The sequence below is a fragment of the Microbispora sp. CA-135349 genome (assembly GCF_050947365.1).
Taxonomy (GTDB): domain Bacteria; phylum Actinomycetota; class Actinomycetes; order Streptosporangiales; family Streptosporangiaceae; genus Microbispora.
Genome location: NZ_CP192001.1, coordinates 2,294,025 through 2,316,500, shown reverse-complemented (window position 1 = coordinate 2,316,500; position 22,476 = coordinate 2,294,025). Strand labels below are relative to the sequence as shown.

Here is a 22,476-nt window from a genome sequence, read left to right as displayed (position 1 = left end):
GACGGGACGCGGGAGGAGGAGACGTCAGGGAGGGGAAGAGGCCATGTCGGCTCCCGGGGCGTTTTCTTTTAGGAAAGTTTCCTAAGAGTTGTACGGATCGTAGCCTCGCGGTCGCGGGTCCACAAGACCCAATTCGACAGCGTTCCTAACGAAGGCTGTCAGGCCGGGGTCGAGGCCGCGTACGTGTTATGCGGGGCGCGCGGCGGTGGACCGACGCCCGGCCCACCTCGGCGGTCCCCGGCAGCGGGCCGTGCCGGCGATGCTGCCGCCGGGCGGGTCTCGGGGGCCGGGCCACAGGGGTCTCGGGGGGCGGTTCAGCGCAGGATCGCGCCCTCGCGCAGGGCGTGCCTGCCGTTGCTCTGGACGTTGACGAAGTCGACGAGGCCGACCAGCTTCTCCAGGTCGAACCCGGACTCGATGCGGTCCGGGTCGGCGGGGAGATAGACCGTGAGCAGATAACGGCGGCCGGTGGCCGCGCCGAGCGCGTCGAGTTGCGCGCGGAACTCGGCCAGCAGGGCCGTCAGGTTCCGTCTGTCGTCGAGGCCGGAGTGGTTGCCCAGGTGCCCCTCGCCGCCGGGCCACTCCCAGTCGATGTCGACGCCGTCGAAGACGCCCGCCGCGCTGCCCGGCCCGCCCCTGCCGTCGACGCCCGGAAGGTCTCCCCTGATGTACGCGTCGAGACACGACTTCACGAACCTCTGCCGGGTCGCGGTGGTCCGCGCGACGTCGGAGAAGTACTTGGAATACGTCCAGCCGCCGATCGAGACCAGCGCCTTCAGGCCGGGGTGGCGGGCCTTGAGCTTCTTCAACTGGTTGAAATTGCCGGCGAGCGGCGCGTCCGGAGGGTCGGCCACGCCGTCCAGCGACTCGGCGGCCGTGAAGCCGCGCTGGTAGTCGGCCCAGGCGTCCCCCGCGCCGTCGCCCTGGTCGGGGTCGTTCGGGTCGGGCGCGAGCGGGCGGGTGACCCCGGTGAGACAGGTCAGCGAGCCGGGGTCGATGTTCGCGAAGGCGTACAGGACGTGGGTCAGCCTGCCCGCCAGCCCGCTGGTGTGGAGATCGCGCACCGTTGACGTGGCGCCGTACGCGCCGCGCTGCGGGACGTACCCGACCCTGATGCGGCCGCCCGGTGAGGAGGACGGCGAGGGGAACGGCGACGGTGTGACGGTCACGGTGACCGTCACCTCCGGCACGGGAACGGCGGCGGCCGCCTGCGCTGCGGCGGCTCCCTGTGCGGCGGCTCCCTGTGCGGCGGCTCCCTGTGCGGCGACGGCCGCTCGCGCGGGGGTGACCGCCTGTGCGGGAGCGACCGCGGCCCGCGCCGGTGCGGCGGCGGCCCGCGGCACCACGATGCGTGACCTGGCCTGCGTCTGCCTGATGGCCGTGGTGTCGGTCTCGGTGGCGCGGGCCGGGTCGTACCAGGCGACGAACAACGAGGACAGCAGGGCGCTCAGGACCACGACGGTGAAGGCGCCACGCGTGATCGCTCCCATGTGGGCTCCGAACAAGGATGAGCCTCCGCGACGAGCCGCGGAGGACGGAAGAGGAATGCCGCGGGAGCGTAGTGAGGTCGTCGCGTCGCGGACAAGGAGCGGAGTCTTAAGCCGGGATTATCCGCGACTCATGTCGCAGGCGGGCACGTTCCAGCGGCACCACCTGCGGTTATCGACGACGCCGCGCTTCTTTGCAAGTTTCACCCCCGCTGCCGGGCCGCGAAGCCGCGGGGCGCCGCGCCGGTTCCTCCCCGCCGGCCTCGTGCCGGCCCGGTGCCGGTCCCGCCGGGCCGGTGCCGACGCCGCCAGCGCCGTGCCAGCGCCGTGCCAGTGCGGGCGGCGACCGTCGGAGCATGACGTACGCGATTGAGGCCCACGGTCTCGTGAAGAGATACGGCGACAAGGCCGCGCTGGCCGGGATCGACCTCGCCGCGCCGCCGGGTTCGGTGCTCGGCGTGCTCGGCCCCAACGGCGCGGGCAAGACCACCGCGGTGCGCATCCTCGCCACGCTCATGTCTCCCGACGGCGGCCGGGCGATGGTCGGCGGGCACGACGTGGTGAAGGCGCCGGCCGAGGTGCGGAAGCTGATCGGCCTGACCGGCCAGTACGCGTCGGTGGACGAGAAGCTGACCGGGCGGCAGAACCTGGTGATGATCGGGCGGCTCCTCGGCATGAGCCGGACCACGGCCCGGAGCAGGGCGGCCGCGCTGCTCGCGGAGTTCGGGCTGGAGGACGCCGCCGACCGGGCGGCGAGGTCCTACTCGGGCGGCATGCGGCGGCGGCTCGACCTCGCCGTCAGCCTGGTCGGCCGGCCGTCGATCATCTTCATGGACGAGCCGACGACGGGGCTCGACCCGCGCGCCAGGGCGGACCTGTGGCGCATCGTGCACGAGCAGGTGGCGGGCGGGGCGACCGTGCTGCTCACGACGCAGTACCTGGAGGAGGCCGACCAGCTCGCCGACGAGATCGTGCTCATCGACCACGGCCTGGTGGCCGCCAGGGGCACGCCACGCGAGCTGAAGGCCAGGGCGGGCGACCGGCGGCTGGAGATACGGCCCGAGCGCGACGCGGAGAAGGCGGAACTGATCCTCGCCGAGGTTTCCGGCCTCACCCCGCACCGCGGGGAGGACGGGCTGCTCAGCGTTCCACTGCTGGACCCGGCGGTGAGCCATGCCGTGTTCCGCCGGCTGCAGGAGGCCGATGTCCCCCTTTCCGAGCACGCCGTGCGCAGGCCCACGCTCGACGAAGCGTTCCTCGCCCTCACCGGCGCCGCGACCACGGGGAGGACGCGATGACCGCCGCACCCGTCACGAGATCACCACGACAGACCGACGACGTCCGCGGGGAGGACGCGATGACCGCCATGCCGTCCACGTACGGGCGCCGGAGCGCGCTCGCGCAGGGCATGACCCTCGCCCGGCGGAGCCTGGTGCCGCTGAGGAACGAACCCGGCCGGCTCGTCCAGTTCCTGCTTCAGCCGATCTTCATGGTCGTGGTCTTCGTCCTGATGTTCGGGGCGATGTCCGGCGACCCCGAGCACGCCGCGCGCTATCTGATGCCCGGCGTGCTCACGCAGGTGGCCCTCCTCTCGACGAACACCACGGGGATGAACCTCGCCGAGGACATCGTGAACGGCGTGTTCGACCGGTTCCGGAGCATGCCGATCGCCCGCTCCGCCCCGCTCGTCGGGCGGGTGACCGCGGACGCGCTGACGACGGCCGCGACCATCTCGGTGGCCCTGCTCGCCGGGATCGCGGCCGGGTTCCGGATCACCGCCACGCCTCTGGAGGCGCTGGGCGGCCTGGCCCTGCTGCTGGTGTTCACACTGGCGCTGAGCTGGGTGTCGGCCTGGCTCGGGTTGAAGGCCAGGTCCGTCGCCTCGATGCAGGGCACGGCGACCGCCGTCCTGCTGCCGCTGACGTTCGGCAGCAGCGCGTTCATCCCCCCGGCCAACCTGCCGGGCGTGCTGCGCTGGTGGTCGTCGGTCAACCCGGTCTCGCACCTGGCCGACGCCGTCCGCGCCCTGCTCACCGGCGCGCCCGTGGGGGCGCACGTCTGGGTCACCCTGGCGTGGGCCGCCGCCGTCACCGCCTGCTTCGTCCCGCTCGCCGTACGCGCCTACACCCGGAGGATCCGATGAACGCCCCGGCGATGAGCCCCGCGATCCCCGTCCCCGCACCCGGCTGCGCGGCGGATCTACCGCCCGGCCGGGACGTGTGGACGCCCATGCGCGACGGCGTACGGCTCGCCGCGACCGTCTGGCTGCCCGAGCCCGGCGGGCGGTATCCCGTCCTGCTGGCCCGGACTCCGTACGGCAGGGCGCCCTACGGCCCTGGCCTGCGGCTCGACGTCACCCGGCTGCTGTCGGCGGGCTACGCGGTGCTGGTGCAGGACGTGCGCGGCACCGGCGAGTCGGAGGGCGACCTGCGGTTCATCACCGGGGAGGCCGCCGACGGGCACGACACGGTGACCTGGGCCGCGCGCCAGTCGTGGTGCGACGGGCAGGTCGGCATGTTCGGCGACTCCTACCTCGGGATCGCCCAGCTTCTGGCCGCGAGCGAGCGGCCGGACGGGCTGCGGGCCGTCGCGCCCTCCGCCTGCCCCGCCGGGCTGCACGACGTGGTGTACGCCGGCGGCGTCCTCCGGCTGGGCGTCGTCCTCCCGGTCCTGGCGACCGTCATCGCGCCCCTGCAACGGGCACGCCGCGCCCGGCTCGATCCGGGAGAAAACGGTCACCCGGCCGCCCCGGCGACCCGGCTCGACGAGATGCTCCGGCGCCTTCCCGTCGGGGACCAGCCGGAGATCGCGGACCTCTTCCCCTTCTATTCCGACTGGCTCGCGCACCCCGGCCCCTCGCACGAGCTGTGGCGGGACGCCGACCTGGAGGCGCGCTACGACAGGATCGAGGCGCCGGCGCTGCTGTCGACCGGCTGGTACGACTACTTCCGCGACAGCACCATCCGCACCTACCACGCTCTGTGCGGCAGAGCCCGCCTCGTCGTCGGCCCGTGGACCCACGCGGTCCGCGAGCGGAGACTGGCGGGACGCGACCACGGCGAACACGCGAGCGGCGAGGCCGTCGACTGGACCGGCCTCCACCTCGACTGGTTCGGCCACTGGATGCGCGGCACGCCGCTGAGGGACGACGCGAGGGTCCGGGTGTTCGTCACGGGCGCCTGCGAGTGGCGGGCGATGGCCGGCTGGCCGCCGGAGGGGGAGTCCGTCCGCTACCACCTGGGAGACGGCGGCGCCCTCGGGCCGGAGACGGCGCTGCGCGCCTCCTTCCATTCCGACCCCGGCGATCCCGTTCCGACCATGGGCGGCGACGTGGTGGAGTTCCTGCCCCCGGGGCCCGGGCCGGTGGACCAGCGGCCGCTCGCCGGCCGGGCCGACGTGCTCCGTCACACGACCGCGCCGCTGCCGGCGCCGCTTGAGGTCATGGGGGCGGCCGAACTGGTGGTCACCGTCGAGGTCGACGCGGCGCACCCGCCGGCCGACCGCCCTGTGGCGGCGGGCCGCGACGCCGCAGGTTCCGGTGACGCGCATTTCACCGTCACCGGCAAACTCGTGGACGTGTGCCCGGACGGCCGGGAGGAGATCCTCGTGGACGGCATCGCCGGAGTCGCGGGTGGCGGCGCGGGACCGGAGAGGGTACGCGTCGTCCTCGGCAATCTGGCCCACGTCTTCGGTGCGGGACACCGGGTGCGGGTGGAGGTCGCGGGCTCGACCTTCCCCAAGTACGCCCGGCACCCCGGCGACGCGCTGATCACGGTCAGCGCGCCGTCCTACCTGGTGCTGCCGGTGGCGGGCAGGCCGAGGTCCTCACGCGACGCCGTACGGCCGCGCTCGTAGGCGGCGTCGAAGGCCGGGCCCGCCGCCTCGCGCGCCGCCGTCAGCGCCTCGGCGGCCCCGGCATCGGCCCGCAGGCCCGCATGAGCGGCGTCGGCCGCGCCGAAGAGCGACGCGGACCGCTCCGCGTCGCCTTCGGCCAGAGCGATCATGGCGAGCCCGGCCAGCACGGTCCCGAGCACGGGCAGGTCGGGGGTGGCGCCGAGGGCGCGCAGCGCCTCGTGGTGACGCGCCAGTGCGCCGTCGAGGTCGCCCTTGGCCAGCAGCGCCCTGCCGTACTCGGCGTACGTCGTCGCGAGCTGCTGCGGGACGGCGGGGTTGGCCTCCAGCACGGCCAGGGCCTCCTCGTGCGCCGCGACCGCGCCGTCGAGGTCGCCCCTGCTCCGCGCCACCTTCGCCTCACCCATGCTCACCTGGACGAGCGCGTAGGGCGAGACACCGGCGGACACCTGGGACCGGGCGGCGGCGACGTCCGCCGCCGCACCCTCGGCGTCGCCCGCCTGAAGGCGCAGCTCGGCCAGGCGGGTCAGCGTGGAGATCGTGTCGTCCGCGCTGACCCATCCGGCGGTCAGCCCCGCGATCTCGCCGATCAGATCCGCCGTCGGCGCGCCCCGGCGGGCGCGGAGTGTGGCCAGCGTGAGCAGTGCCTCGCTGAGCCCCCAGCGCTCCCCCAGCGCCCGGAACCCGCGCACCGCCTCCTCGACGTCCCGTTCGCCGTCGCCCGGCAGGCCGAGCGACCCGCCTCTGATCATCAGTGCCGAGCCGGCCAGCCAGGGGTCGTCCGAGCCGGCGTACGCGTCGAGCATCGCGGCCGCCTCCTCCCTTCGCCCGGCCATCGCCGTCACGACCGCCCGCAGGATCGGCAGCATCGGATGCACCGGGCCCTCACGCAGGCCAGCCTCGACGAGATCGCCGAGTTCCCGGCGAATCTCCTCCAGCCGGGCGGGCTCCATCCAGATCGTGCCGAGCCGGGTGACCGTGACCGCGAACCGGCATCCGGCGTAGGCGCGCACCAGCCCGGCGGGCGGGCCCTCGGGGACGAGATCGAGCACCTGCCCGGCCCAGACGGCCGCCTGACCGCGATGCCCGCGCAGCCACCAGTACCAGCCCAGCGTGCCGCACAGGCGCAGCGCGGTCTCGGTCTCGCGGGAATCGACGGCCCAGCGCAGGGCGGCGTTCAGGTTGTCCTGCTCGGCGGTCAGCCTGGCCATCCACTCCAGCTGCCCGGCTCCGCGCAGGCGCGGCTCGGCCTCCTCGGCGAGCCGCAGGAAGTGGGCCGCGTGCCGGCGCCGGTAGCGGTCGAGCTCACCCGTGTCCGTCAGCCGCCGGAGCGCGTACGCGCGGATCGTCTCCAGCATCCGGAACCGGCCGTCGCCCGTCGTCTCCAGCAAGGACTTGTCGACCAGGGACGGCAGCACCGCCACCACGTCGAGGCCGTCGCCTCCGCAGACCGGCTCCGCGTCGTCGAGCGTGGCGCCGCCGGCGAACACCGCGAGCCGCTCCGCCAGTGTCCGCTCCTCGGGTGTGAGCAGGTCCCAGCTCCACTCGACCACCGCGCTCAGCGTCCGGTGCCGCGGCAGGGCCGTACGGCTCCCGCCGGTCAGCAGGCGGAACCGGTCGTCGAGGCGGGCCGCGAGCCGTTCCGGGCCGAGCGCCCTGATCCGCGCCGCGGCCAGTTCGATGGCGAGCGGCATCCCGTCGAGACGGCGGCAGATCGTGACCACGTGCGGGGTCGTGTGCTCGTCGAGGGCGAAGCCGGGGCTCACCGCGCGGGCGCGGTCCACCAGGAGGCGTACGGCCGGGTGCTCCCCCGCCTCATCGGGGGCGACCCCCTCCGGGGGCAGGGCGAGGGGCGGGATCGGGGCGAGCGCCTCCCCCGGCACTCCGAGCGGCTCGCGGCTGGTCGCCAGCACCCGCACGCCCGCGCAGCGGCGCAGCACGAGCTCGGCCAGGCCCGCCGCGGCGTCGATCACGTGCTCGCAGTTGTCCAGGATGAGCAGCAGCTCGCGCCCGGCGAGGGAGGCGACCAGGCGCTCGGCCGGGTCCTGCGGGTCGCGCCGCCAGTCCCCGCCCACCCGCGGCTCGGCGTCGGCGCCCAGCGCCGCGAGCACGGACCGTACGACGTCCGCGGGATCCGTCAGGGGGGCCAGCTCGGCCAGCCACGCCCCCTCGCCGTACCCGTTCCCGCTGTACCTGTTCCCGCCGTGCCCGATCTCGTCGTGCCCGCTCCCGCCGTGCCCGCTCCCGCCGTGCCCGCCCGGCCCGGAGCCGCCCTCTCCGGATTTCCCCTCCCCGGCGACGCCGTTTCCGGTGAGGCGCAGAGCGGTCTCGACGGCCAGGCGCGTCTTGCCCGCCCCGCCCGGCCCGACGATCGTGACCAGCCGGGATTCGCGCAGAAGGGCCGACAGGTGCGCGACTTCCTGCTCGCGGCCGACGAAGGTCGTCGGCGGCGCCCACACCCTGCCCGCGCGCCGGCCCGTGCCGCCGGTGGCGCTCCTGGCGGTGCCGTGGACGACGCCACTGGCCGTGTCACCGCCGGTGCCGCTGGCGGTGACACTGGCGGTGACACTGGCGCTGCCGATGGTTGGACCTTGGGCACCGCCATTTGGCCGGGCGGGCGCAGCCGGGACCTGCCCGCGCAGCACGTCGAGTTGGGCGGCCCGCAGCTCCGGGCCCGGATCGACGCCGAGCTCGTCCGCGAGCGCCCGCCGGACCCGCTCGAACAGGGCCAGTGCCGCGGCCTGCCTGCCCGAGCGCGCGAGCGCGCGCATCGTCAGGGCCGACAGCCGCTCACGCAGCGGATGGGCGGCCACCTCGGCGGACAGGTCCACCTCGCGGCCCAGTGCGAGATACGCGGCGGCGCGGGCCTCGACCACGGCCAGCCGCCGCTCCTCCAGCCGGGTCGCCGCGGCCGCCAGAGCGGGCACCGCGCGCAGGTCGGCCAGGGCGGGCCCGCGCCACAACGCCAGCGCCTCGTCCAGTTCCGCGCACGCGTCATGAAGCACCGCGTTCGGGGCTGCGGCGCCCGCCGCCCGGTCCGGCAGCGTGCCCGTCGCGTAGCGAAAGGTCATCGTGGTGAACACGTGGGCGTCGACCCGCGCCGGCTCGACGCCGAGCAAATAGCCGCCGTCGCGCCACACCACCGCGCCGGGCCGCCCGAGCGCCGCGCGCAGGCGTTTCACCAGCGTCTGCAGGGCGTTCGCGGCGTTGGCCGGTGGACCGTCCTCCCACAGCGCGTCCACGAGCCGGTCGGCCGGGACGAGGCGGCCGGGCTCCAACGCGAGCAGGGCCAGCAGCGCGCGCACGCGCGTGCCCGCGACGGCGACCGCAGCCCCGTCGTCGTCGACGACCTCGAGCGCGCCGAGGAGACGAACCCGCACGTCGGTCAATCCTGCCAGGCGCCCGGGGCCGGGGCCCACCTGCCGGGCGCCGCCGAGGTCCTGCGGCGGGCGGCCGAGGCCGCGACCGCCACCCAGTGGCCGGAGCCCCGCGACGACCAGTACCTCCACTACGAACGGATCGCGTACGCGCGCAGCGAGAGCGGGGTCCCCAATGTCGGGCCGCGCCACATCAACGGCGAGATCTGGGCATCCGTCGACGGCTCCCGCTGGGCGACCTGGGCCCCGGGGGCGCCGTCTCCCGCGAATCCCTCATCTTCGACAAGGCCACCTACGTCCTGCTCGGCGGCCAGGAACACGTGCCGGGGTACGGGCGTGAACTCTGGTCCATCACGCGTCCGCGGATCACCGACGTGCTCCCGGACTGGTCCGAGTCGGTGAAGCGGAGAGACTGCGCCTGAGCCTTGCTCAGACGGCGCCGACCAGGGTGATGACGCCCGCCCCCACCAGGGCGAACGCCCACATCCTGTCGAGGTTGAACCAGGCCCGGCGCAAGACGGCCACGCCGAGGAACTCGTACACCACGACGGCGACGACGGTCGCCGTGAGGAACATCGCGAGCGTGTGCACGCCGGCGACGAGCATGCCGCCCGACAGGACGTGCCCGTGGTGACTCGCCGGCATGCGGGTCAGCACGGGCAGCAGCATCAGGCCCGCGCCGTGCACCGACGACATCAAAAACGACCAGGCGGCCAGTTGCGGCAGCGACAGCCGCATGCCCACCCAGCGGAAGTGCCGCCGGGCGAGCAGGTGCCACAGGCCGAACCCGACGAGCACGACGCCTGCCCCGATCGACAGGGCCGTGGCCGTCACGATCGACCCGGTCGCCGACACGGCGAGCACCACGAGGGCCACCGAGGCGAGGTGGCCCAGCGCGATGACCGGCAGGGACTGCAGCAGCAGGTCGCGGCTGCGCTCCTGCAGCCCCCTGGCGACGGCGAACAGCCAGCCCATCGCGGGGTTGATCCCGTGGAAGGCGCCGAGCAGGATGACGGCGGTCAGCGTCACGGGTAGCAGTAGGAGTCGGAGGACGCGTCGCCGCCCTGGAGCCGGGTCTGGTGCGGGCGCAGGCCGCGGAAGTCGTCGCCGTGCGGGAAGAACCGCTCGTCCAGGGTGAACGACTCGGTGTCGATCTTCGCCATCCAGGCGCCGACGCCGTCGGGGTAGAACTGGTCGTCCCAGGCTCCGTACAGGGAGTTGGTGACGTAGACCCGGCGGCCGTCGCGGCTCACCTCGACCATCTGCGGCCCACCGGCGAGCCGCTCGTCCGGCGCGGCGGGGTGCGCCTCGCGCCGCACGATGCCGCCGAGGCGGATCGACCCCAGCTCGACCGGCTTGAACGGGTCGGACACGTCGTACTGCTTGAGCTCGCCGGTGCCCCAGCACGACACGTACAGGCGCTGGTCGTCCACCGACAGGTCGATGTCGGTGACCAGCGGCGGTACCGCGCCGAACGGCTTGAGCACGTCGGGCAGGTCGTCCGGCGAGGCGGGCTCGGCCGGGATGGTGATCACCTTCCGCGCCGCCCAGCGGGAGCCCTCCTTGTGCCAGACCCACACGGAGGCCGACAGGTCCTCGACGCTGACGACGACCCCGGCGAAGCCGTAGGTCTTGGTGGGGTCGTGCGCGGGCCGCAGCTCCAGCGCCATCTGGTGCTGGTCGCCGAGGTCCACCTCCTGGAGGTGCTTCCGCTTGCGCAGGTCCCAGAAGTGCAGCTTGTGGCCGTACTTGCGGCCCAGCAGCAGCTCGCCGACGACGCCGTCCTCGATCATCGAGGGCGTGCCCCACTCCGAGGTGATCATCACGTCGTGGTTGATGTGCCACCAGAAGTCGTACGCCAGATACTGCGGCCCGCGGTCCACCTCCCACCGGCCGAGCACGTCGAACGAGTTGTGGTCGAGGATGGCGATGCCGCCGGGCCCGTCGTCGCCGTATCCGCCGAGCGCGCTGACGTACAGCCCCTCCGGGCCGCAGTGCACGGTGTGCGGACGGGAGTAGCCGGCCCGCTTGCCCAGCTCCTCGGCCTCGACGACCTTCACGAGCTCCGGGCTGACCCGGTCCTTGGTGTCGTAGACGTAGATCCGCGACGACCGCAGGCCGGGAACGATCAGGTAGCGCCGCTCGACGTGCGGGTGCGGCGCGTAGGGGCACAACGCGCTGCTGCACGCGTTCCAGCCGAAGTGGTGCAGCTCGTCCCCCGTGTACGGCAGGTCGGTCCAGCCGACCACGGTCCCGTACGACGAAGAGCCTGGGTCGGTGTCCAGCACGGCCAGCGCGTCGGGCCGCTGGGCCGACCGGTCGAAGGCCGCCACGTAGGCGAGCTTCTCCGGCGGCGCCTCGGCGGCGTCGCGCGGCGAGGGGTAGAAGGTCGGATCGGGCTTCCACAGCGTCATGCCGTTAAGGTTGTCCCTAATTTCCCATAGGGTCAATAGGGATCTACCGAGCTGCGGCAGGGAACGGCGAGAGGCTATAACTAGACCATTCGGCCTTTTGCGGGAGCAGGGATGTTCTTCGGGATCACCAACATCTGGACCTACGTCGTGGGCTCGTTCCTGATCATCCTGCTGCCCGGGCCGAACTCGCTGTACGTGCTCTCGACCGCCGCCCAGCGGGGGGTGCGGCAGGGCTACCGCGCGGCGGCCGGGGTCTTCGCCGGCGACTCGGTGCTCATGTTCCTGTCGGCCGCGGGCGTCGCCTCGCTGCTGAAGTCCACGCCCGTCCTGTTCACGATCGTGAAGTACTCCGGCGCGGTCTACCTGGCGTGGATCGGCTTCGGCATGCTCCGCGGCGCCTGGCGCTCGCTGCGGTCCTCCCGCGGCGGGGCGCCGGCCCAGGCGGCGGAGGCGGCGGAGGCACCCGCTGCGGCTCCCGCGGGCCACCCGTTCCGGAAGGCGTTCACGATCAGCCTGCTCAATCCCAAGGCGATCCTGTTCTTCGTGGCGTTCTTCGTGCAGTTCGTGGACCCGTCGTACGGCGCGCCGGCGCTGTCGTTCCTGATCCTGGCGCTGATCGTGCAGATCTTCAGCGTGACCTACCTGAGCACGCTCATCTTCGGCGGCACGTTCCTCGCGACCCACTTCCGGCGCCGCCGCAAGCTGGCCGCCACACTCACCTCGGGGGTCGGCGCGCTCTTCCTCGGCTTCGGCGCCAAGCTGGCCACCGCCACGCTCAGCTGAGCCTCACTCCCCGTGCAACTCGGCGAGGGCGTTTTCGAAGGCGTCCATCGCCCGCCGGATCCCGTCGTATCCGGCCGACGGCAGCCAGGCCATGACCCGCGTGACCCCGGCCGCCTCACACCGCTCCAGGGCGGCGGGGTCCGCCGGCGCGGCCAGCATCACGACCTCGACGCGCCTGCCCGCCTCCTCGGCTCGCCGGAACAGCTCGGGGATCCGCTCGACGATCCCCTCGCCGTAGTTGGGCAGCCACGCGTCGCCGTAGCCGAGCACCCGGTCGAAGACGCGCGGCCCCACGCCGCCCACCAGGATCGGCGGGTACGGCTTCTGGGCTGGTTTCGGCCATGACCAGATCGGGTCGAACGACACGAACTCCCCGTGATACTCGGCTTCGTCACGGGTCCAGATCGCCTGCATGGCCCGGATGCGCTCCCGCATGACGGCGAACCGGCGGGCAGGGTCGACGCCGTGGTGGCGCAACTCCTCGCGGTTCCAGCCCGCGCCGACGCCGAACTCGAACCGCCCGCCGGTCAGGTCGTCCACACTCGCCACCGTCTTCGCGAGGCCGAGCGGCTCGTGCTCGGGCACCAGGCAGATGCCCGTTCCCACGCGCAACCGGGTCGTCGCCGCGCCCGCGGCCATCGAGGCGACGAACGGATCGTAGGTGTGCCAGTAGCGCCGGGGCAGCTCGCCTCCCCACTCGTCCTTCGGCGTCTCGCCGCCGGGTGGCACGGGAATGTGCGTGTGCTCGGTGAACAGCAGCGCCGCGTGGCCGCGCTGCTCCACGAGTCGGGCCAGGGCATCAGGACGAACCGCATCATGTGTTGCGAAGTAGCCGAAACCTGAGTCCATGCCGTCAACGTAACCCGCGCCCTTCGCGCGCCGGGGAAAGCGCCCCGCGGCCACCGGTAAAGCGCTGACCAGGGGTTCGCCCGAACCCACCGGCCGGCCGCGGTCATGCCGTACCGTTATGACCCGGAAACCGGCCCGGCGCATTCGGCCCCCGCATGGTGGGCCGTCGGGTACGGTGAGCCACCGACAAGGAGCCACCCTAAGGGCGTTTCCGCCCACGATGTCCGGGTAGGCGCGTTGCCCAACTACAGCGTCGGTCTCCCCTGCCGGCCCGTTGGAGTCACCATGAACCACGCACCCTTCGCACTGCCCAGGCTCACCGCACTGATCAAGCAGGCGGTGCCCCGGCTCCTCGAAGGCGTGGTGGCTCCCCTCGTGGTCTTCTACGCGGCCCTCGCGGTGCTCGGGCTGCGCGGCGCGCTGATGGCCGCCGTGTCATGGGTCTACCTGGGCGTCCTGTGGCGGATCACCCGGCGTCAGCCCGTGCCGGGCACGATGATCATGGCGACGATCGCGATCACCTTCCGCACCGTGATCGGGCTGTGGACCGGCAGCCCCGTCCTCTACTTCATCCAGCCGGAGCTCGGCACGATCTGCATCAGCATGGTGCTCCTGGCCTCGGTGCGGATGCGCCGCCCGCTGGTCCAGCGGCTCACGCTCGACTACATCCACCTGCCGTCGTTCGTGCTGCGGCACGAGCGCGTCCGCACCTTCTTCGCCCGGATCACCCTGCTGTGGGCGTTCGTCCTCCTGGCCAACTCGGCCATGAGCATCTGGCTGCTGCTGCACGAGTCCATCGGCGACTATCTGATCATCCGCACCGCCGCCGTCGCGGTCGTCACCGGCCTGGCCTTCGTGGCGTCCATCTGGGCGTTCCGCCGGGTCCTGCGGCGCCTGCACACCGAGGTCCCGGCGATCACCCGTTAGCTCTCCAGCCTGTGCGTGCGCACCGCCTCGTCGCCGCGGGTGTGCCACGCGTCGAACGCGAAGGCCGTGACCTTCCACCCCTCGGCCCGCCGTACGAGCCTGAGCCGGTAGACGCCCCACACCTCGAACATGCCGCCGCCCAGCGCGGCGTCGAGCAGGTTGTAGGAGTATCCCTTGGTGGTCACGTGCGCCTCGGCGCCGTCGACGGTCACCGCGAAGTTGCTCACGGTGTGGAAACTCTGCTTGCGGGCGTGCAGTCCGGTCCGCCACCCGTCCACGAGGGCCTCGGCGCCGATCCGGGCCGGCTCCCCGCCGTTGAGGCTGGTGAAGTCGGCATCCACCTCGTCGGCGAACAGCTCCCGGCACACCGGCCAGTTCTTGGCGTCCACGGTGTCGAAGACGGCGGTGACGACGTCCACGATCTCGGCCCGGTCCACCAGTGCGGCGATCTCATCCATGCGCCCCATCCTGCACCACGCGATCTGTGATAGGCACATTCCTCATGGGTACCGCACTGGTCACGGGCGCCTCACGAGGTCTGGGCGCCGTCATCGCCGAACGGCTCGCCGCGGACGGCTGGCACGTCGCCGTCAACTACGCCAACGACACGGCCGGCGCCTCCGCCGTCGCCGAGCGCATCACCGCCGCCGGCGGCTCGGCCCGCCTGGCGCGGTTCGACGTCACCGACGAGGAGTCCGTGCGGGAGGGCGTGGCCGCGATCGGGCACGTCGACGTGGTCGTCAACAACGCCACCGGCCCGCAGCCGTTGATGCCGGTGGAGAAGCAGACCTGGGAGGACCACCTCGGCCAGCTCCGCTTCTTCGTCAAGGCCCCGCTGCTGATCCTGCAGGCCGTGCTGCCCGGCATGCGCGAGGCGGGCTCCGGCCGGATCGTCAACGTGGGCAGCGAGGTCGCCGACCTCGGCAATCCGGAGTTCGGGCACTACGTCTCCGCCAAGGCCGCCATGCACGGGCTCACCCGGTCGTGGGCCCGCGAGCTGGGGCCGTACGGAATCACGGTGAACACGGTCGAGCCGGGCTGGATCCCGGTGGAGCGCCACGCGGACGTCCCCCCGGAGGACTACACCGGCTATCTGCGCGACGTTCCGCTGGGGCACATGGGCGCGCCGACGGACATCGCCGAGACGGTGGCGTTCCTCGCCTCCCCCGGCGCCCGGTTCGTGACCGGGCAGCGGCTCGCCGTCAACGGCGGCAAGACGATGAGCTGACCCGCTCACGCGCCAAAGGTAAAGAATCATGTGATTCAGGAGCGGTTTAGACAAAAAATCGGTTACTGTCCGTTCATGTCCGGCGCACTTTTTCCCCGAATCCAGACCGTCACGGGCGCCGTCCCCGTCGCCGAGATCCACGGGCCGGTGCTCCCGTACGAGCACCTGCGCACCGACACCCGCTGGGGCATCGGCGTCGACTCCGATCCCCGCCGGTGGCTGGACGAGGAGCGGTACGTGCTGGCCGAGGTCAAGCATCTCGGCAGGGAGCAGGCGCTGGGCCTCGTCGTGGAGCACAGCTGCATCGGCATGGCGCGCGACCCGGCCGCGCTCGCCCGGATCTCGATGGCCGCGCGCGTCCCGATCGTGGCCGCCACCGGTTTCGCCGCGCAGCCGTTCGCGGGTGAGGCCATCACGCGGTACGGCGTGGAGGACCTGACCGCCGACCTGCTGCACGAGATCGGCGCCGGACTGGACGGGACGGGCGCGCGGCCGGGCGTCATCGTCACCGCCGCGTGGGACGAGACGCCCACCCCCGCCGAGGAACGGGCCGTCGTCGCGGCCGCCCGCGCCTCCCTGCGCACCGACCTGCCGGTCGCGACGGGCGGCCTGGAACTGCTGGAGCTCCTGCTCTCGCAGAACGTTCCCGCCCGGCGTCTCAGCGCCCGCACCGGCGACCCGCTGGCCCAGCGCAAGATCGCCGAGACCGGCGCGTACGTGAGCGTGGACGACGCCGAGGACGTCCTCACCCTCCTCGACGCCGGGCACGCCGAGCGTGTCCTGCTCAGCAGCGGCGTACGCCTGCGGGAGCATCTGGACGGGTACGGCGGGCAGGGCTACGGCCGGTTGTTCTCATCGGTCATCCCGGCCCTGCGGGAGGCCGGCGTGGACGACGGCACGCTGCGTCTCATCACGCACGAGAACCCCCTGCGCTGGCTCACCCCCTGACGGCTCGCCTGGGAGCCGCCCGACCTAGGTGCCAGGATCTTCACCCTGCTTCGCGATGAACTCGCGCAGCCAATGGAAGCTCGCCTTCTCGGTGCGGGTCTGGGTCTCGTAGTCGACGTGGACGAGCCCGAACCGGGCGGCGTACCCGCGGGCCCACTCGAAGTTGTCGAGCAGCGACCAGCAGAAGTAGCCGCGCACGTCCACACCGTCGGCCATCGCGTCGCGGATGGCGGCCAGGTGGTCGCGCAGGAAGCCGATGCGACCGGTGTCGTCGAGAGCCCCGTCGTCGCCGTAGCCGTTCTCCGTGATGAAGATCGGCGGTAGCGCGGGGTAGCGCCGGGTCAGGCCGAGGAGAGTCTGGTGGAGCCCTTGTGGCTCCATCGGCCAGCCCAGCCCGCTGGTCTGCGCGCCGTCCGGGGTGACGCTGCGCACCCCGAGATCGAAGGCGGAGCGCAGCGCGGGGTCCGCCTGCTCGTACGGCGCCGCGGCGGCGTGGATGCGGTAGTAGTAGTTGACGCCCAGGAAGTCCAGCGGAGCACCGATGATCTCCAGGTCGCCCTCGCGGCGGAAGGAGAAGTCGCTGATCGCGCCGAAGGTTTCCACCATGTCGGCCGCGTAGGCGCCGAGCAGCAGTGGGTCGGTGAACTGCCGGTTGACCAGCAGATCCATTCTGCGCGCCGCGTCGGCGTCGGCCGCCGAGCCGGACGCGGGCACCGTGGGGGACATGTTGAGCGTGATGCCGACCTGTTGTCCCGGTCGCGCCCGCGCCCGCAGCCTGGCCGTCGCGAGGCCGTGGCCCAGCAGCAGGTGGTGGGCGGCGGCGAGCGCGCCGTGACCCTCGCGTGCGCCGGGTGCGTGGCGGCCTTCGGCGTAGCCGACGATGGACGAGCAGTAGGGCTCGTTCAGCGTGATCCACCGTGACACCGTGTCGCCCAGCGCCTCGTGGGCGACCTCGGCGTAGTCGGCGAAACGCTCGGCGGTGTCGCGGTCGCGCCAGCCGCCGCGGTCCTCCAGCGCCTGGGGCAGGTCCCAGTGGTAGAGGGTGACGTACGGCTCGATGAGGTGCTCGCGCAGGGTGTCGGCGAGCCTCCTGTAGAAGTCGAGGCCGCGCTGGTTCACCTGGCCGTCGCCGTCGGGCATGATCCTGGGCCAGGCCAGAGAGAAGCGGTAGGCGCCGGCACCGAGCCGGTCCATCAGCTCCACGTCCTCCTGCCAGCGGTGGTAGTGATCGCAGGCGTGCTCGCCGCTCTCGCCCCCGGCCACCGCACCGGGGACCCGGCAGAACGTGTCCCAGATGGAGGGCCCGCGCCCGTCGGCGTCCACGGCGCCCTCGATCTGGTAGGCGGCGGTGGCCGTCCCCCACACGAACCCGGCGGGAAAGGCCGTACGTTCCCGGGTCATCCTTTGATCGCTCCTGACATGATTCCCCCGATGATCTGACGGCCCAGTACGGCGAAGACCGCCACGACGGGCACGATCGCGAGCACGGTGCCGGTGAGCACGAGCGCGTAGTCGGTGGTGTAGCCGCTGGCCAGGCTGGAGAGCGCGAGCTGGACGGTGGGGTTTTCCGGCGTGAGGACGACCAGCGGCCAGAAGAAGTCGTTCCAGGCATGCATGAAGGTGAACAGGCCGAGCACGGCGGCGGCCGGGCGGGCGGCGGGCAGCACGACGTGCCAGAACAGCCGCAGTGTGCTGCACCCGTCGATGCGGCCGGCCTCCAGCAGATCGTCGGGGATGGCGCTGGAGAGGTACTGGGTCATGAGGAACACGCCGAACGCGGTGACGAGGCCGGGCACGATCACCGCCTGGAGCCTGCCGGTCCACCCGAACTCCGCCATGAGGATGTACAGCGGGATGATGCCGAGCTGCTGCGGCACGGTGGTGGTGGCGATGGCCAGGAGGAGCAGCACATTGCGCCCGCGGAAGCGCAGCTTGGCGAAGGCGAAGCCGGCCAGCGTGGAGAACAGCACGACCGAGATGGTGACCGAGCCGGACACGAGGATGGAGTTGAGCATCGCCTTGCCGAACGGGGTGGTGTCGAAGACCCGGGCGATGTTCTCGAACAGGTGGCCGCCGGGGGTGAGGACCGGCGGAACGCTGGCGATGGCGTCGTTGTCATTGGACGCCACGACCAGCGACCAGTAGATGGGAAACAGCGAGCCGAGCAGCACGGCGACGAGCGCGGCGTAGGTCCAGAACCCGGCTCCCCGGGGGTTCAGTCGGCGTTGGACGGCCGTGGCGATTGCCATGTCAGTTGCTCCTGATCTTGCGCGTGATGGCGAAGTTGACGAGCGCCATGACCACGATGATCACGCAGAGGGCCCAGGCGATCGCCGAGGCGTAGCCGAACTTGTACAGGCCGAAGCCCTGCTCATAGAGGTAGAGGCCGACGGTCTGGAACTGGCGGTCCGAGCCACCGGTCGGGTTGCCGGTGCCGGCCTGGAACAGCAGCGGCTCGGCGATGATCTGGAAGCCGCCGATGGTGGACACGACGGCGGTGAAGATGATCGTGGGGCGGAGCATCGGCACGGTGATCTTCCGGAACTGGGTGAACTGGCTCGCGCCGTCCAGCCGGGCGGCCTCGTACAGGCCCTCGGGAATGGTCTGCATCGCGGCCAGGTAGATGAGGGCGTTGTAGCCGGTCCACCGCCAGATGACGATCAACGAGATCGCGACGTGCGAGGACAGTGTCCCGGCCTGCCAGTCGATCGGATCCAGGCCCACCAGGTCGAGGGCCCAGTTGACCATGCCGAAGTCGCGGCCGAAGAGCTGGGCGAAGATGATCGTGATCGCGACGATCGAGGTCACGTTGGGCAGCAGCACGCCCATCCGGAACAGGGTGCGGGCGCGCAGCCTGCGGTTGAGCATGTGCGCGATGAACAGCGCGGCCAGCAGCTGCGGCACGGTGGACAACAGCCAGATGCTGACGGTGTTGAACAGCGCGTTCCAGAAGTAGTCGTCGGCCAGCAGCTCGGCATAGTTGGTCAGCCCCACCCACTCATGGGTCGGCTCCAGCAGGTCCCAGTCGGTGAGCGAGACGTACGCGGTGTACAGCAGCGGGAACATGCCCACCACACCGAACAGCAGGAAGAACGGGGCGATGTAGAGGTACGGCGAGCCCTTGACGTCGAGCTGGTAGGCCCAGCGGCGCCGGGGCCCTGATCTGACGGAGGTCATGGTCGGCTCCTCGGGGGGTAAGGGTGGCGACGGCGGGCCCTGGCCGCCCGCCGTCACCGGCTCTCGCGGATCGGCGCGCGTCACTTGCTGATGCGCTCGACGTCCCCGAGCATCTGCGTCCACGCCTCGTCGGCGTTCTGCTTGCCCTCCTCGACGCGGTTGATCGCGTCGCGAATGGCGGTCTGGATGTCGCCGGCCCTCGGGCCCTGGTGTTGCGGCTTGAGCTTGCGGGCGGCGGTGGTGAAGATCTGCCCGATCGGCGCTTTGTTGAAGAACTCGCTCTTGAGTTCGGTCACCTCGGGCTTGTCGTAGGTGGCGAGGGTGGAGGGCAGGATGCCGTGCTTGGAGAACACCTCGATCTGCTGTTCCGGCGCTGTCAGCCAGGCGATCAGGTCGACGGCCTCCTTCAGGTGCTTGCCCTGGGCGGGGACGGTCAGATAGGAGCCGCCCCAGTTGCCGCCGCCCCCGGGGATGGCTGCCACGTCCCACTGCCCGGCGAAGGCCTTGGCCTGGTCCTGGATCTTGGCGAGCATCCAGGCGGGGCAGGCGATGGTGGCGAACTGGCTCTTGGCGAAGCCGGTGTTCCAGGCGGGTGAACTGCCGACGAGCTTGGCCGACTGACCGTCGGTCACGGCCTTGATCACCTGGTCGTAGGCGGAGCGGACAACCGGGTTGGTGGCGACCACGACGTTGTCCTGGCTGTCGTAGTAGCCGGTTTCGGCTTGACCGATCATCGCGTTGAACACCTGGGGACCGCCGTCGAAGAATGCGGCGCCTTCGGGCTTCTTGGCGGTGTAGCGTTTACCGGTTTCGAAGTAGGACGTCCAGTCGGGCCAGAGCTTGGAGACCTCGTCACGGTCGGTGGGTAGCCCGGCCTTCTCGAACAGGTCGCGGCGGTAGCACATGGCCAGGCCGCCGACGTCGGTGCCGTAGCCGATCTGGGCCCCCGACTTGGCCAGCGACGCCTCCCATTTCCACGGCAGCCAGCGGTCCTTGAGCTGGTCGGCCCCGTACTTGCGTAAGTCGGCGAAGTGCTGGGGCTGGTTCCTGAACTGGGCGATGAAGCCGGTGTCGATCCCCTCGATGTCGGCGGTGCCGCTGCCGGTGGCCAGGTGCGCCGCGAGGTTGCGGTGGTGGTCGTTGTACGCCGACGTCCTCTCGATGATCTTGATGTTGGGGTGAGCGGCCTCGTACTTGGCGTAGAGCTCCTTGAAGCCCATGTTCCCGAACAGGTTGAGGGTCAATGTGATCTCGCCCTCGGCCGACCCGGATCCGGTGGAGGGTGAGCCGCCGCAGCCCGCGGCGAGTATGCCGGCGGCCAGCACTCCGGCGGCGAGACGGATTCGTCCAGCAGACACCTGGGACTCCTTCGAACGGAGAGGAAGGGTGACTGCGAGATGCGATGAGAAGGCCGGGCCCCGCGGCAACAGTGCGACATCGGCCTGTCAGTGGAAATCCCACAGAACGCCACCATTTCTGTCAAGTCACAGAAAAATAACGTGCAGAAAATCTGCGGTGGTCATTGACAGTGATACGACGCCTCGCATAATTTCGTGCAACCGGTTACATGAAACCGGTTACAGCGAGATGCGCTGACGTACGACCGTGGCAACGATTTGAGAGCCGGCGCGCGCCTTTTGCGGGGGTATCGCCGGCGACTGGCTTCCGCGTGTTCAACAAGCCGGAGGTGGTGGACGTCCGGACCCGCGCGCTCGTTCATCGGCGCCTGCACACACGGCCACTGCGAGCCCGTTACGCCTGTCCCTCGTGGTCAAGCGGACGGCGGGCACCTGCCTCATTCAGCACTGTCGCGCTGCCCCCGTCCGCACTGACCGGTCAGGGGCCGGCTTCGCCTGCGGAGTGTCTGGCAAATGCTGCCCGTCGCGAGCGTGGATCCAGGTGGATGCATCGCAAGGCGGAGGAGGAGCCGGTAACAGCGTTGCCGGCGACGACGAACACGCGGCGAGCACCGCCTGGGCCACGCGCAGCGGGGCCATGATTTGCCAGACACGACCCTAGGAGTCGAAGCCGACGCCGAAGGCGTCGAGGGTGCGCAGCCAGGCGTTGCGGCGGCCCTCGTGCTCGTCGGCCCGGGCGATGGCCCAGCGGGTGAGCTGGATGACGCCGGACCGCACCGGCTCGGGCGGGAAGGGCATCGGCTTGTCCCGCACCATGCGCAGCTCCGTACGCTCGGTGACCCGGCCCTGGAGCAGGTCGAGCATGACATTGGCCCCGAAGCGGGTGGCCCCCACGCCGAGGCCGGTGTATCCGGCGGCGTAGGCGAGGCGCGAGCCGTACGCCGTGCCGAAGAAGGCGCTGAACCGGCTGCAGGTGTCGATGACCCCGCCCCATCTGTGCGTGAAGCGCAGGCCGTGCAGCTGCGGGAACGTCTCGAAGAAGTGCGTGGCGAGCTTCTCGAACGTGGCGTCGCGCTGGTCGTACTCCGGCCTGACCAGGCCGCCGTTGTGATACACGGCGTCGTAGCCGCCCCACAGGATCCGGTTGTCGTCGGTCAGCCGGTAGTAGTGGAACCGGTTGGCCGAGTCGCCGATGCCCTGGCGGTTGCGCCAGCCGACCTCCGCCATCAGGTCGTCCGGCACCGGCTCGGTCATCAGCGCGTAGTCGTACACCGGGACGAGGAAGTGCCTGAGCCGGCGCAGCAGCGGAGGGAAGGCGCCGGTGCCGAGCGCCACCCGCCCGGCCCGGACCCGGCCCTTCGGTGTGCCCAGTTCGAGCACGAGGCCGTCGTCGTGCAGGGAGCGCACCGGCGTGTGCTCGAAGACGCGCACGCCCAGCCGCACGCAGACGTCGCGCAACCCCCACGCCATGCGCGCCGGGTCGACCATGGCGACGCCCTGCCGGTCCCATACCCCGCCGAGATACGCCGGGGAATCCACCTCGGCCCGCACCTGCTCGCGGTCGAGCCGCTCCAGCCGCCCGCCGAGCGAGGCCGCCGCGCTGACCTCCTCGTCGAGCCCGGCGAGCTGCCACTCCTCGGTGGCCACCCGCAGCTCGCCGGTCCGCTCGAAGGAGCACTCGACGCCATATCGGGTGAGGGTGCGCTCGATCTCGTCGAGGTTCTCCCGGCCGAGCCGTTCCAGCGTCGCGATCTCCGCGGGCCAGCGGTCCTGGCCGTTGCCGAGCCCGTGGGTCAGGCTCGCCGCGCAGAAGCCGCCGTTGCGGCCGGAGGCGGCCCACCCGACCGCGCGGCCCTCCAGGAGGACCACGTCGAGCGAGGGGTCGCGCTCCTTGGCCATCAGGGCGGTCCACAGACCGGTGAAGCCGCCGCCGACCACCGCCAGGTCCGCCGTGACCTCCCCCGTCAGCGGGGGCAGCGGCTCGGGTGCGATCGACCGGTCCAGCCAGTACGGTTTGCGCTCCGCGTCAGCGAGAGCTTTCAGCGGACTCACACATTTCACTTCCCCTCGAGATCC

At 71.7% G+C, this 22,476-nt stretch carries 18 protein-coding genes; 7 read left to right on the top strand and 11 right to left on the bottom strand.

Features of this window, described 5'->3' with window-relative positions; genetic code table 11:
* Nucleotides 1–314: 314 nt before the first annotated feature.
* Nucleotides 315–1,490, bottom strand: coding sequence for a glycoside hydrolase family 18 protein (locus ACQPZZ_RS11070; RefSeq protein WP_432931306.1), 1,176 nt, complete (start codon nt 1,488–1,490; stop codon nt 315–317).
* A 353-nt stretch (nt 1,491–1,843) separates the two neighbouring features.
* Here ACQPZZ_RS11070 and ACQPZZ_RS11065 point away from each other — a divergent pair, with 353 nt between their 5' ends.
* From ACQPZZ_RS11065 to ACQPZZ_RS11055, 3 genes are read left to right on the top strand one after another with little or no spacing between them, the layout of a single operon-like run.
* A complete protein-coding gene (locus ACQPZZ_RS11065; protein WP_432931304.1) occupies nt 1,844–2,785 on the top strand; it encodes an ATP-binding cassette domain-containing protein in 942 nt (313 codons plus the stop codon).
* Nucleotides 2,782–3,630 carry an ABC transporter permease gene (locus ACQPZZ_RS11060; protein ID WP_432931302.1) on the top strand — a complete coding sequence of 283 codons (849 nt, stop codon included), beginning with the start codon at nt 2,782–2,784 and terminating at the stop codon, nt 3,628–3,630. The genes ACQPZZ_RS11065 and ACQPZZ_RS11060 overlap by 4 nt, the downstream gene beginning before the upstream one ends.
* On the top strand, nt 3,627–5,342 hold the full coding sequence (locus tag ACQPZZ_RS11055; protein WP_432931300.1) for a CocE/NonD family hydrolase: 1,716 nt from the start codon (nt 3,627–3,629) through the stop codon (nt 5,340–5,342). The genes ACQPZZ_RS11060 and ACQPZZ_RS11055 overlap by 4 nt, the downstream gene beginning before the upstream one ends.
* On the opposite strand, the gene ACQPZZ_RS11050 is transcribed toward ACQPZZ_RS11055, so the two are convergent.
* The 3 genes from ACQPZZ_RS11050 to ACQPZZ_RS11040 form a co-directional block, all read right to left on the bottom strand.
* Nucleotides 5,276–8,719 (bottom strand): AfsR/SARP family transcriptional regulator, encoded by a 3,444-nt coding sequence (locus ACQPZZ_RS11050; protein ID WP_432931297.1) that lies wholly within the window; start codon nt 8,717–8,719, stop codon nt 5,276–5,278. The genes ACQPZZ_RS11055 and ACQPZZ_RS11050 overlap by 67 nt on opposite strands.
* A gap of 426 nt (nt 8,720–9,145) precedes the next feature.
* Nucleotides 9,146–9,745, bottom strand: a complete 600-nt coding sequence (locus ACQPZZ_RS11045) for a hypothetical protein (protein WP_363647218.1) — start codon at nt 9,743–9,745, stop codon at nt 9,146–9,148.
* Nucleotides 9,742–11,130, bottom strand: a complete 1,389-nt coding sequence (locus tag ACQPZZ_RS11040; protein WP_432931295.1) for a selenium-binding protein SBP56-related protein — start codon at nt 11,128–11,130, stop codon at nt 9,742–9,744. Before ACQPZZ_RS11040 ends, ACQPZZ_RS11045 begins: the two co-directional genes overlap by 4 nt.
* A 111-nt stretch (nt 11,131–11,241) precedes the next feature.
* On the opposite strand from ACQPZZ_RS11040, the gene leuE reads away from it, so the two are divergent.
* Nucleotides 11,242–11,913 (top strand): leucine efflux protein LeuE, encoded by a 672-nt coding sequence (leuE, locus tag ACQPZZ_RS11035; protein WP_432931293.1) that lies wholly within the window; start codon nt 11,242–11,244, stop codon nt 11,911–11,913.
* Nucleotides 11,914–11,916: 3 nt separating this feature from the next.
* Here the strand turns inward: leuE and ACQPZZ_RS11030 are convergent, their stop codons facing one another.
* Nucleotides 11,917–12,762, bottom strand: a complete 846-nt coding sequence (locus ACQPZZ_RS11030) for an LLM class F420-dependent oxidoreductase (RefSeq protein WP_432931291.1) — start codon at nt 12,760–12,762, stop codon at nt 11,917–11,919.
* A gap of 285 nt (nt 12,763–13,047) precedes the next feature.
* Between ACQPZZ_RS11030 and ACQPZZ_RS11025 the strand changes: the two genes are divergently transcribed.
* A complete protein-coding gene (locus tag ACQPZZ_RS11025; protein WP_432931289.1) occupies nt 13,048–13,689 on the top strand; it encodes a VC0807 family protein in 642 nt (213 codons plus the stop codon).
* Here the strand turns inward: ACQPZZ_RS11025 and ACQPZZ_RS11020 are convergent.
* Complete coding sequence (locus ACQPZZ_RS11020) at nt 13,686–14,147, bottom strand: nuclear transport factor 2 family protein (RefSeq protein ID WP_432931287.1); 462 nt, start codon at nt 14,145–14,147, stop codon at nt 13,686–13,688. The genes ACQPZZ_RS11025 and ACQPZZ_RS11020 overlap by 4 nt on opposite strands.
* Before the next feature lie 44 nt (nt 14,148–14,191).
* Here ACQPZZ_RS11020 and ACQPZZ_RS11015 point away from each other — a divergent pair, with 44 nt between their 5' ends.
* Together ACQPZZ_RS11015 and ACQPZZ_RS11010 are read left to right on the top strand one after the other, a co-directional pair.
* A complete protein-coding gene (locus ACQPZZ_RS11015) occupies nt 14,192–14,917 on the top strand; it encodes an SDR family oxidoreductase (protein ID WP_432931285.1) in 726 nt (241 codons plus the stop codon).
* Between the two features lie 75 nt (nt 14,918–14,992).
* Nucleotides 14,993–15,865, top strand: coding sequence for an aryldialkylphosphatase (locus ACQPZZ_RS11010; RefSeq protein ID WP_432931283.1), 873 nt, complete (start codon nt 14,993–14,995; stop codon nt 15,863–15,865).
* 24 nt (nt 15,866–15,889) lie between these two features.
* On the opposite strand, the gene ACQPZZ_RS11005 is transcribed toward ACQPZZ_RS11010, so the two are convergent.
* The 5 genes from ACQPZZ_RS11005 to ACQPZZ_RS10985 form a co-directional block, all read right to left on the bottom strand.
* Entirely contained in the window at nt 15,890–17,266 is a 1,377-nt protein-coding gene (locus tag ACQPZZ_RS11005) for a GH1 family beta-glucosidase (RefSeq protein WP_432931281.1), read from the bottom strand.
* Complete coding sequence (locus ACQPZZ_RS11000) at nt 17,263–18,114, bottom strand: carbohydrate ABC transporter permease (RefSeq protein ID WP_432931279.1); 852 nt, start codon at nt 18,112–18,114, stop codon at nt 17,263–17,265. Before ACQPZZ_RS11000 ends, ACQPZZ_RS11005 begins: the two co-directional genes overlap by 4 nt.
* A gap of 1 nt (nt 18,115) precedes the next feature.
* On the bottom strand, nt 18,116–19,042 hold the full coding sequence (locus ACQPZZ_RS10995; protein WP_363647228.1) for a carbohydrate ABC transporter permease: 927 nt from the start codon (nt 19,040–19,042) through the stop codon (nt 18,116–18,118).
* An 80-nt stretch (nt 19,043–19,122) separates the two neighbouring features.
* On the bottom strand, nt 19,123–20,400 hold the full coding sequence (locus tag ACQPZZ_RS10990) for an ABC transporter substrate-binding protein (RefSeq protein ID WP_363647229.1): 1,278 nt from the start codon (nt 20,398–20,400) through the stop codon (nt 19,123–19,125).
* A 657-nt stretch (nt 20,401–21,057) separates the two neighbouring features.
* Complete coding sequence (locus ACQPZZ_RS10985; protein ID WP_432931276.1) at nt 21,058–22,452, bottom strand: NAD(P)/FAD-dependent oxidoreductase; 1,395 nt, start codon at nt 22,450–22,452, stop codon at nt 21,058–21,060.
* Nucleotides 22,453–22,476: the final 24 nt, after the last annotated feature.

Bases quoted from the DNA above. Each gene is read 5' to 3' on its own strand.
- ACQPZZ_RS11070 (WP_432931306.1), bottom strand. From the start codon at position 1,490: ATGGGAGCGATCACGCGTGGCGCCTTCACCGTCGTGGTCCTGAGCGCC.
- ACQPZZ_RS11065 (WP_432931304.1), top strand. From the start codon at position 1,844: ATGACGTACGCGATTGAGGCCCACGGTCTCGTGAAGAGATACGGCGAC.
- ACQPZZ_RS11060 (WP_432931302.1), top strand. From the start codon at position 2,782: ATGACCGCCGCACCCGTCACGAGATCACCACGACAGACCGACGACGTC.
- ACQPZZ_RS11055 (WP_432931300.1), top strand. From the start codon at position 3,627: ATGAACGCCCCGGCGATGAGCCCCGCGATCCCCGTCCCCGCACCCGGC.
- ACQPZZ_RS11040 (WP_432931295.1), bottom strand. From the start codon at position 11,130: ATGACGCTGTGGAAGCCCGATCCGACCTTCTACCCCTCGCCGCGCGAC.
- leuE (WP_432931293.1), top strand. From the start codon at position 11,242: ATGTTCTTCGGGATCACCAACATCTGGACCTACGTCGTGGGCTCGTTC.
- ACQPZZ_RS11030 (WP_432931291.1), bottom strand. From the start codon at position 12,762: ATGGACTCAGGTTTCGGCTACTTCGCAACACATGATGCGGTTCGTCCT.
- ACQPZZ_RS11025 (WP_432931289.1), top strand. From the start codon at position 13,048: ATGAACCACGCACCCTTCGCACTGCCCAGGCTCACCGCACTGATCAAG.
- ACQPZZ_RS11020 (WP_432931287.1), bottom strand. From the start codon at position 14,147: ATGGATGAGATCGCCGCACTGGTGGACCGGGCCGAGATCGTGGACGTC.
- ACQPZZ_RS11015 (WP_432931285.1), top strand. From the start codon at position 14,192: ATGGGTACCGCACTGGTCACGGGCGCCTCACGAGGTCTGGGCGCCGTC.
- ACQPZZ_RS11010 (WP_432931283.1), top strand. From the start codon at position 14,993: ATGTCCGGCGCACTTTTTCCCCGAATCCAGACCGTCACGGGCGCCGTC.
- ACQPZZ_RS11005 (WP_432931281.1), bottom strand. From the start codon at position 17,266: ATGACCCGGGAACGTACGGCCTTTCCCGCCGGGTTCGTGTGGGGGACG.
- ACQPZZ_RS11000 (WP_432931279.1), bottom strand. From the start codon at position 18,114: ATGGCAATCGCCACGGCCGTCCAACGCCGACTGAACCCCCGGGGAGCC.
- ACQPZZ_RS10995 (WP_363647228.1), bottom strand. From the start codon at position 19,042: ATGACCTCCGTCAGATCAGGGCCCCGGCGCCGCTGGGCCTACCAGCTC.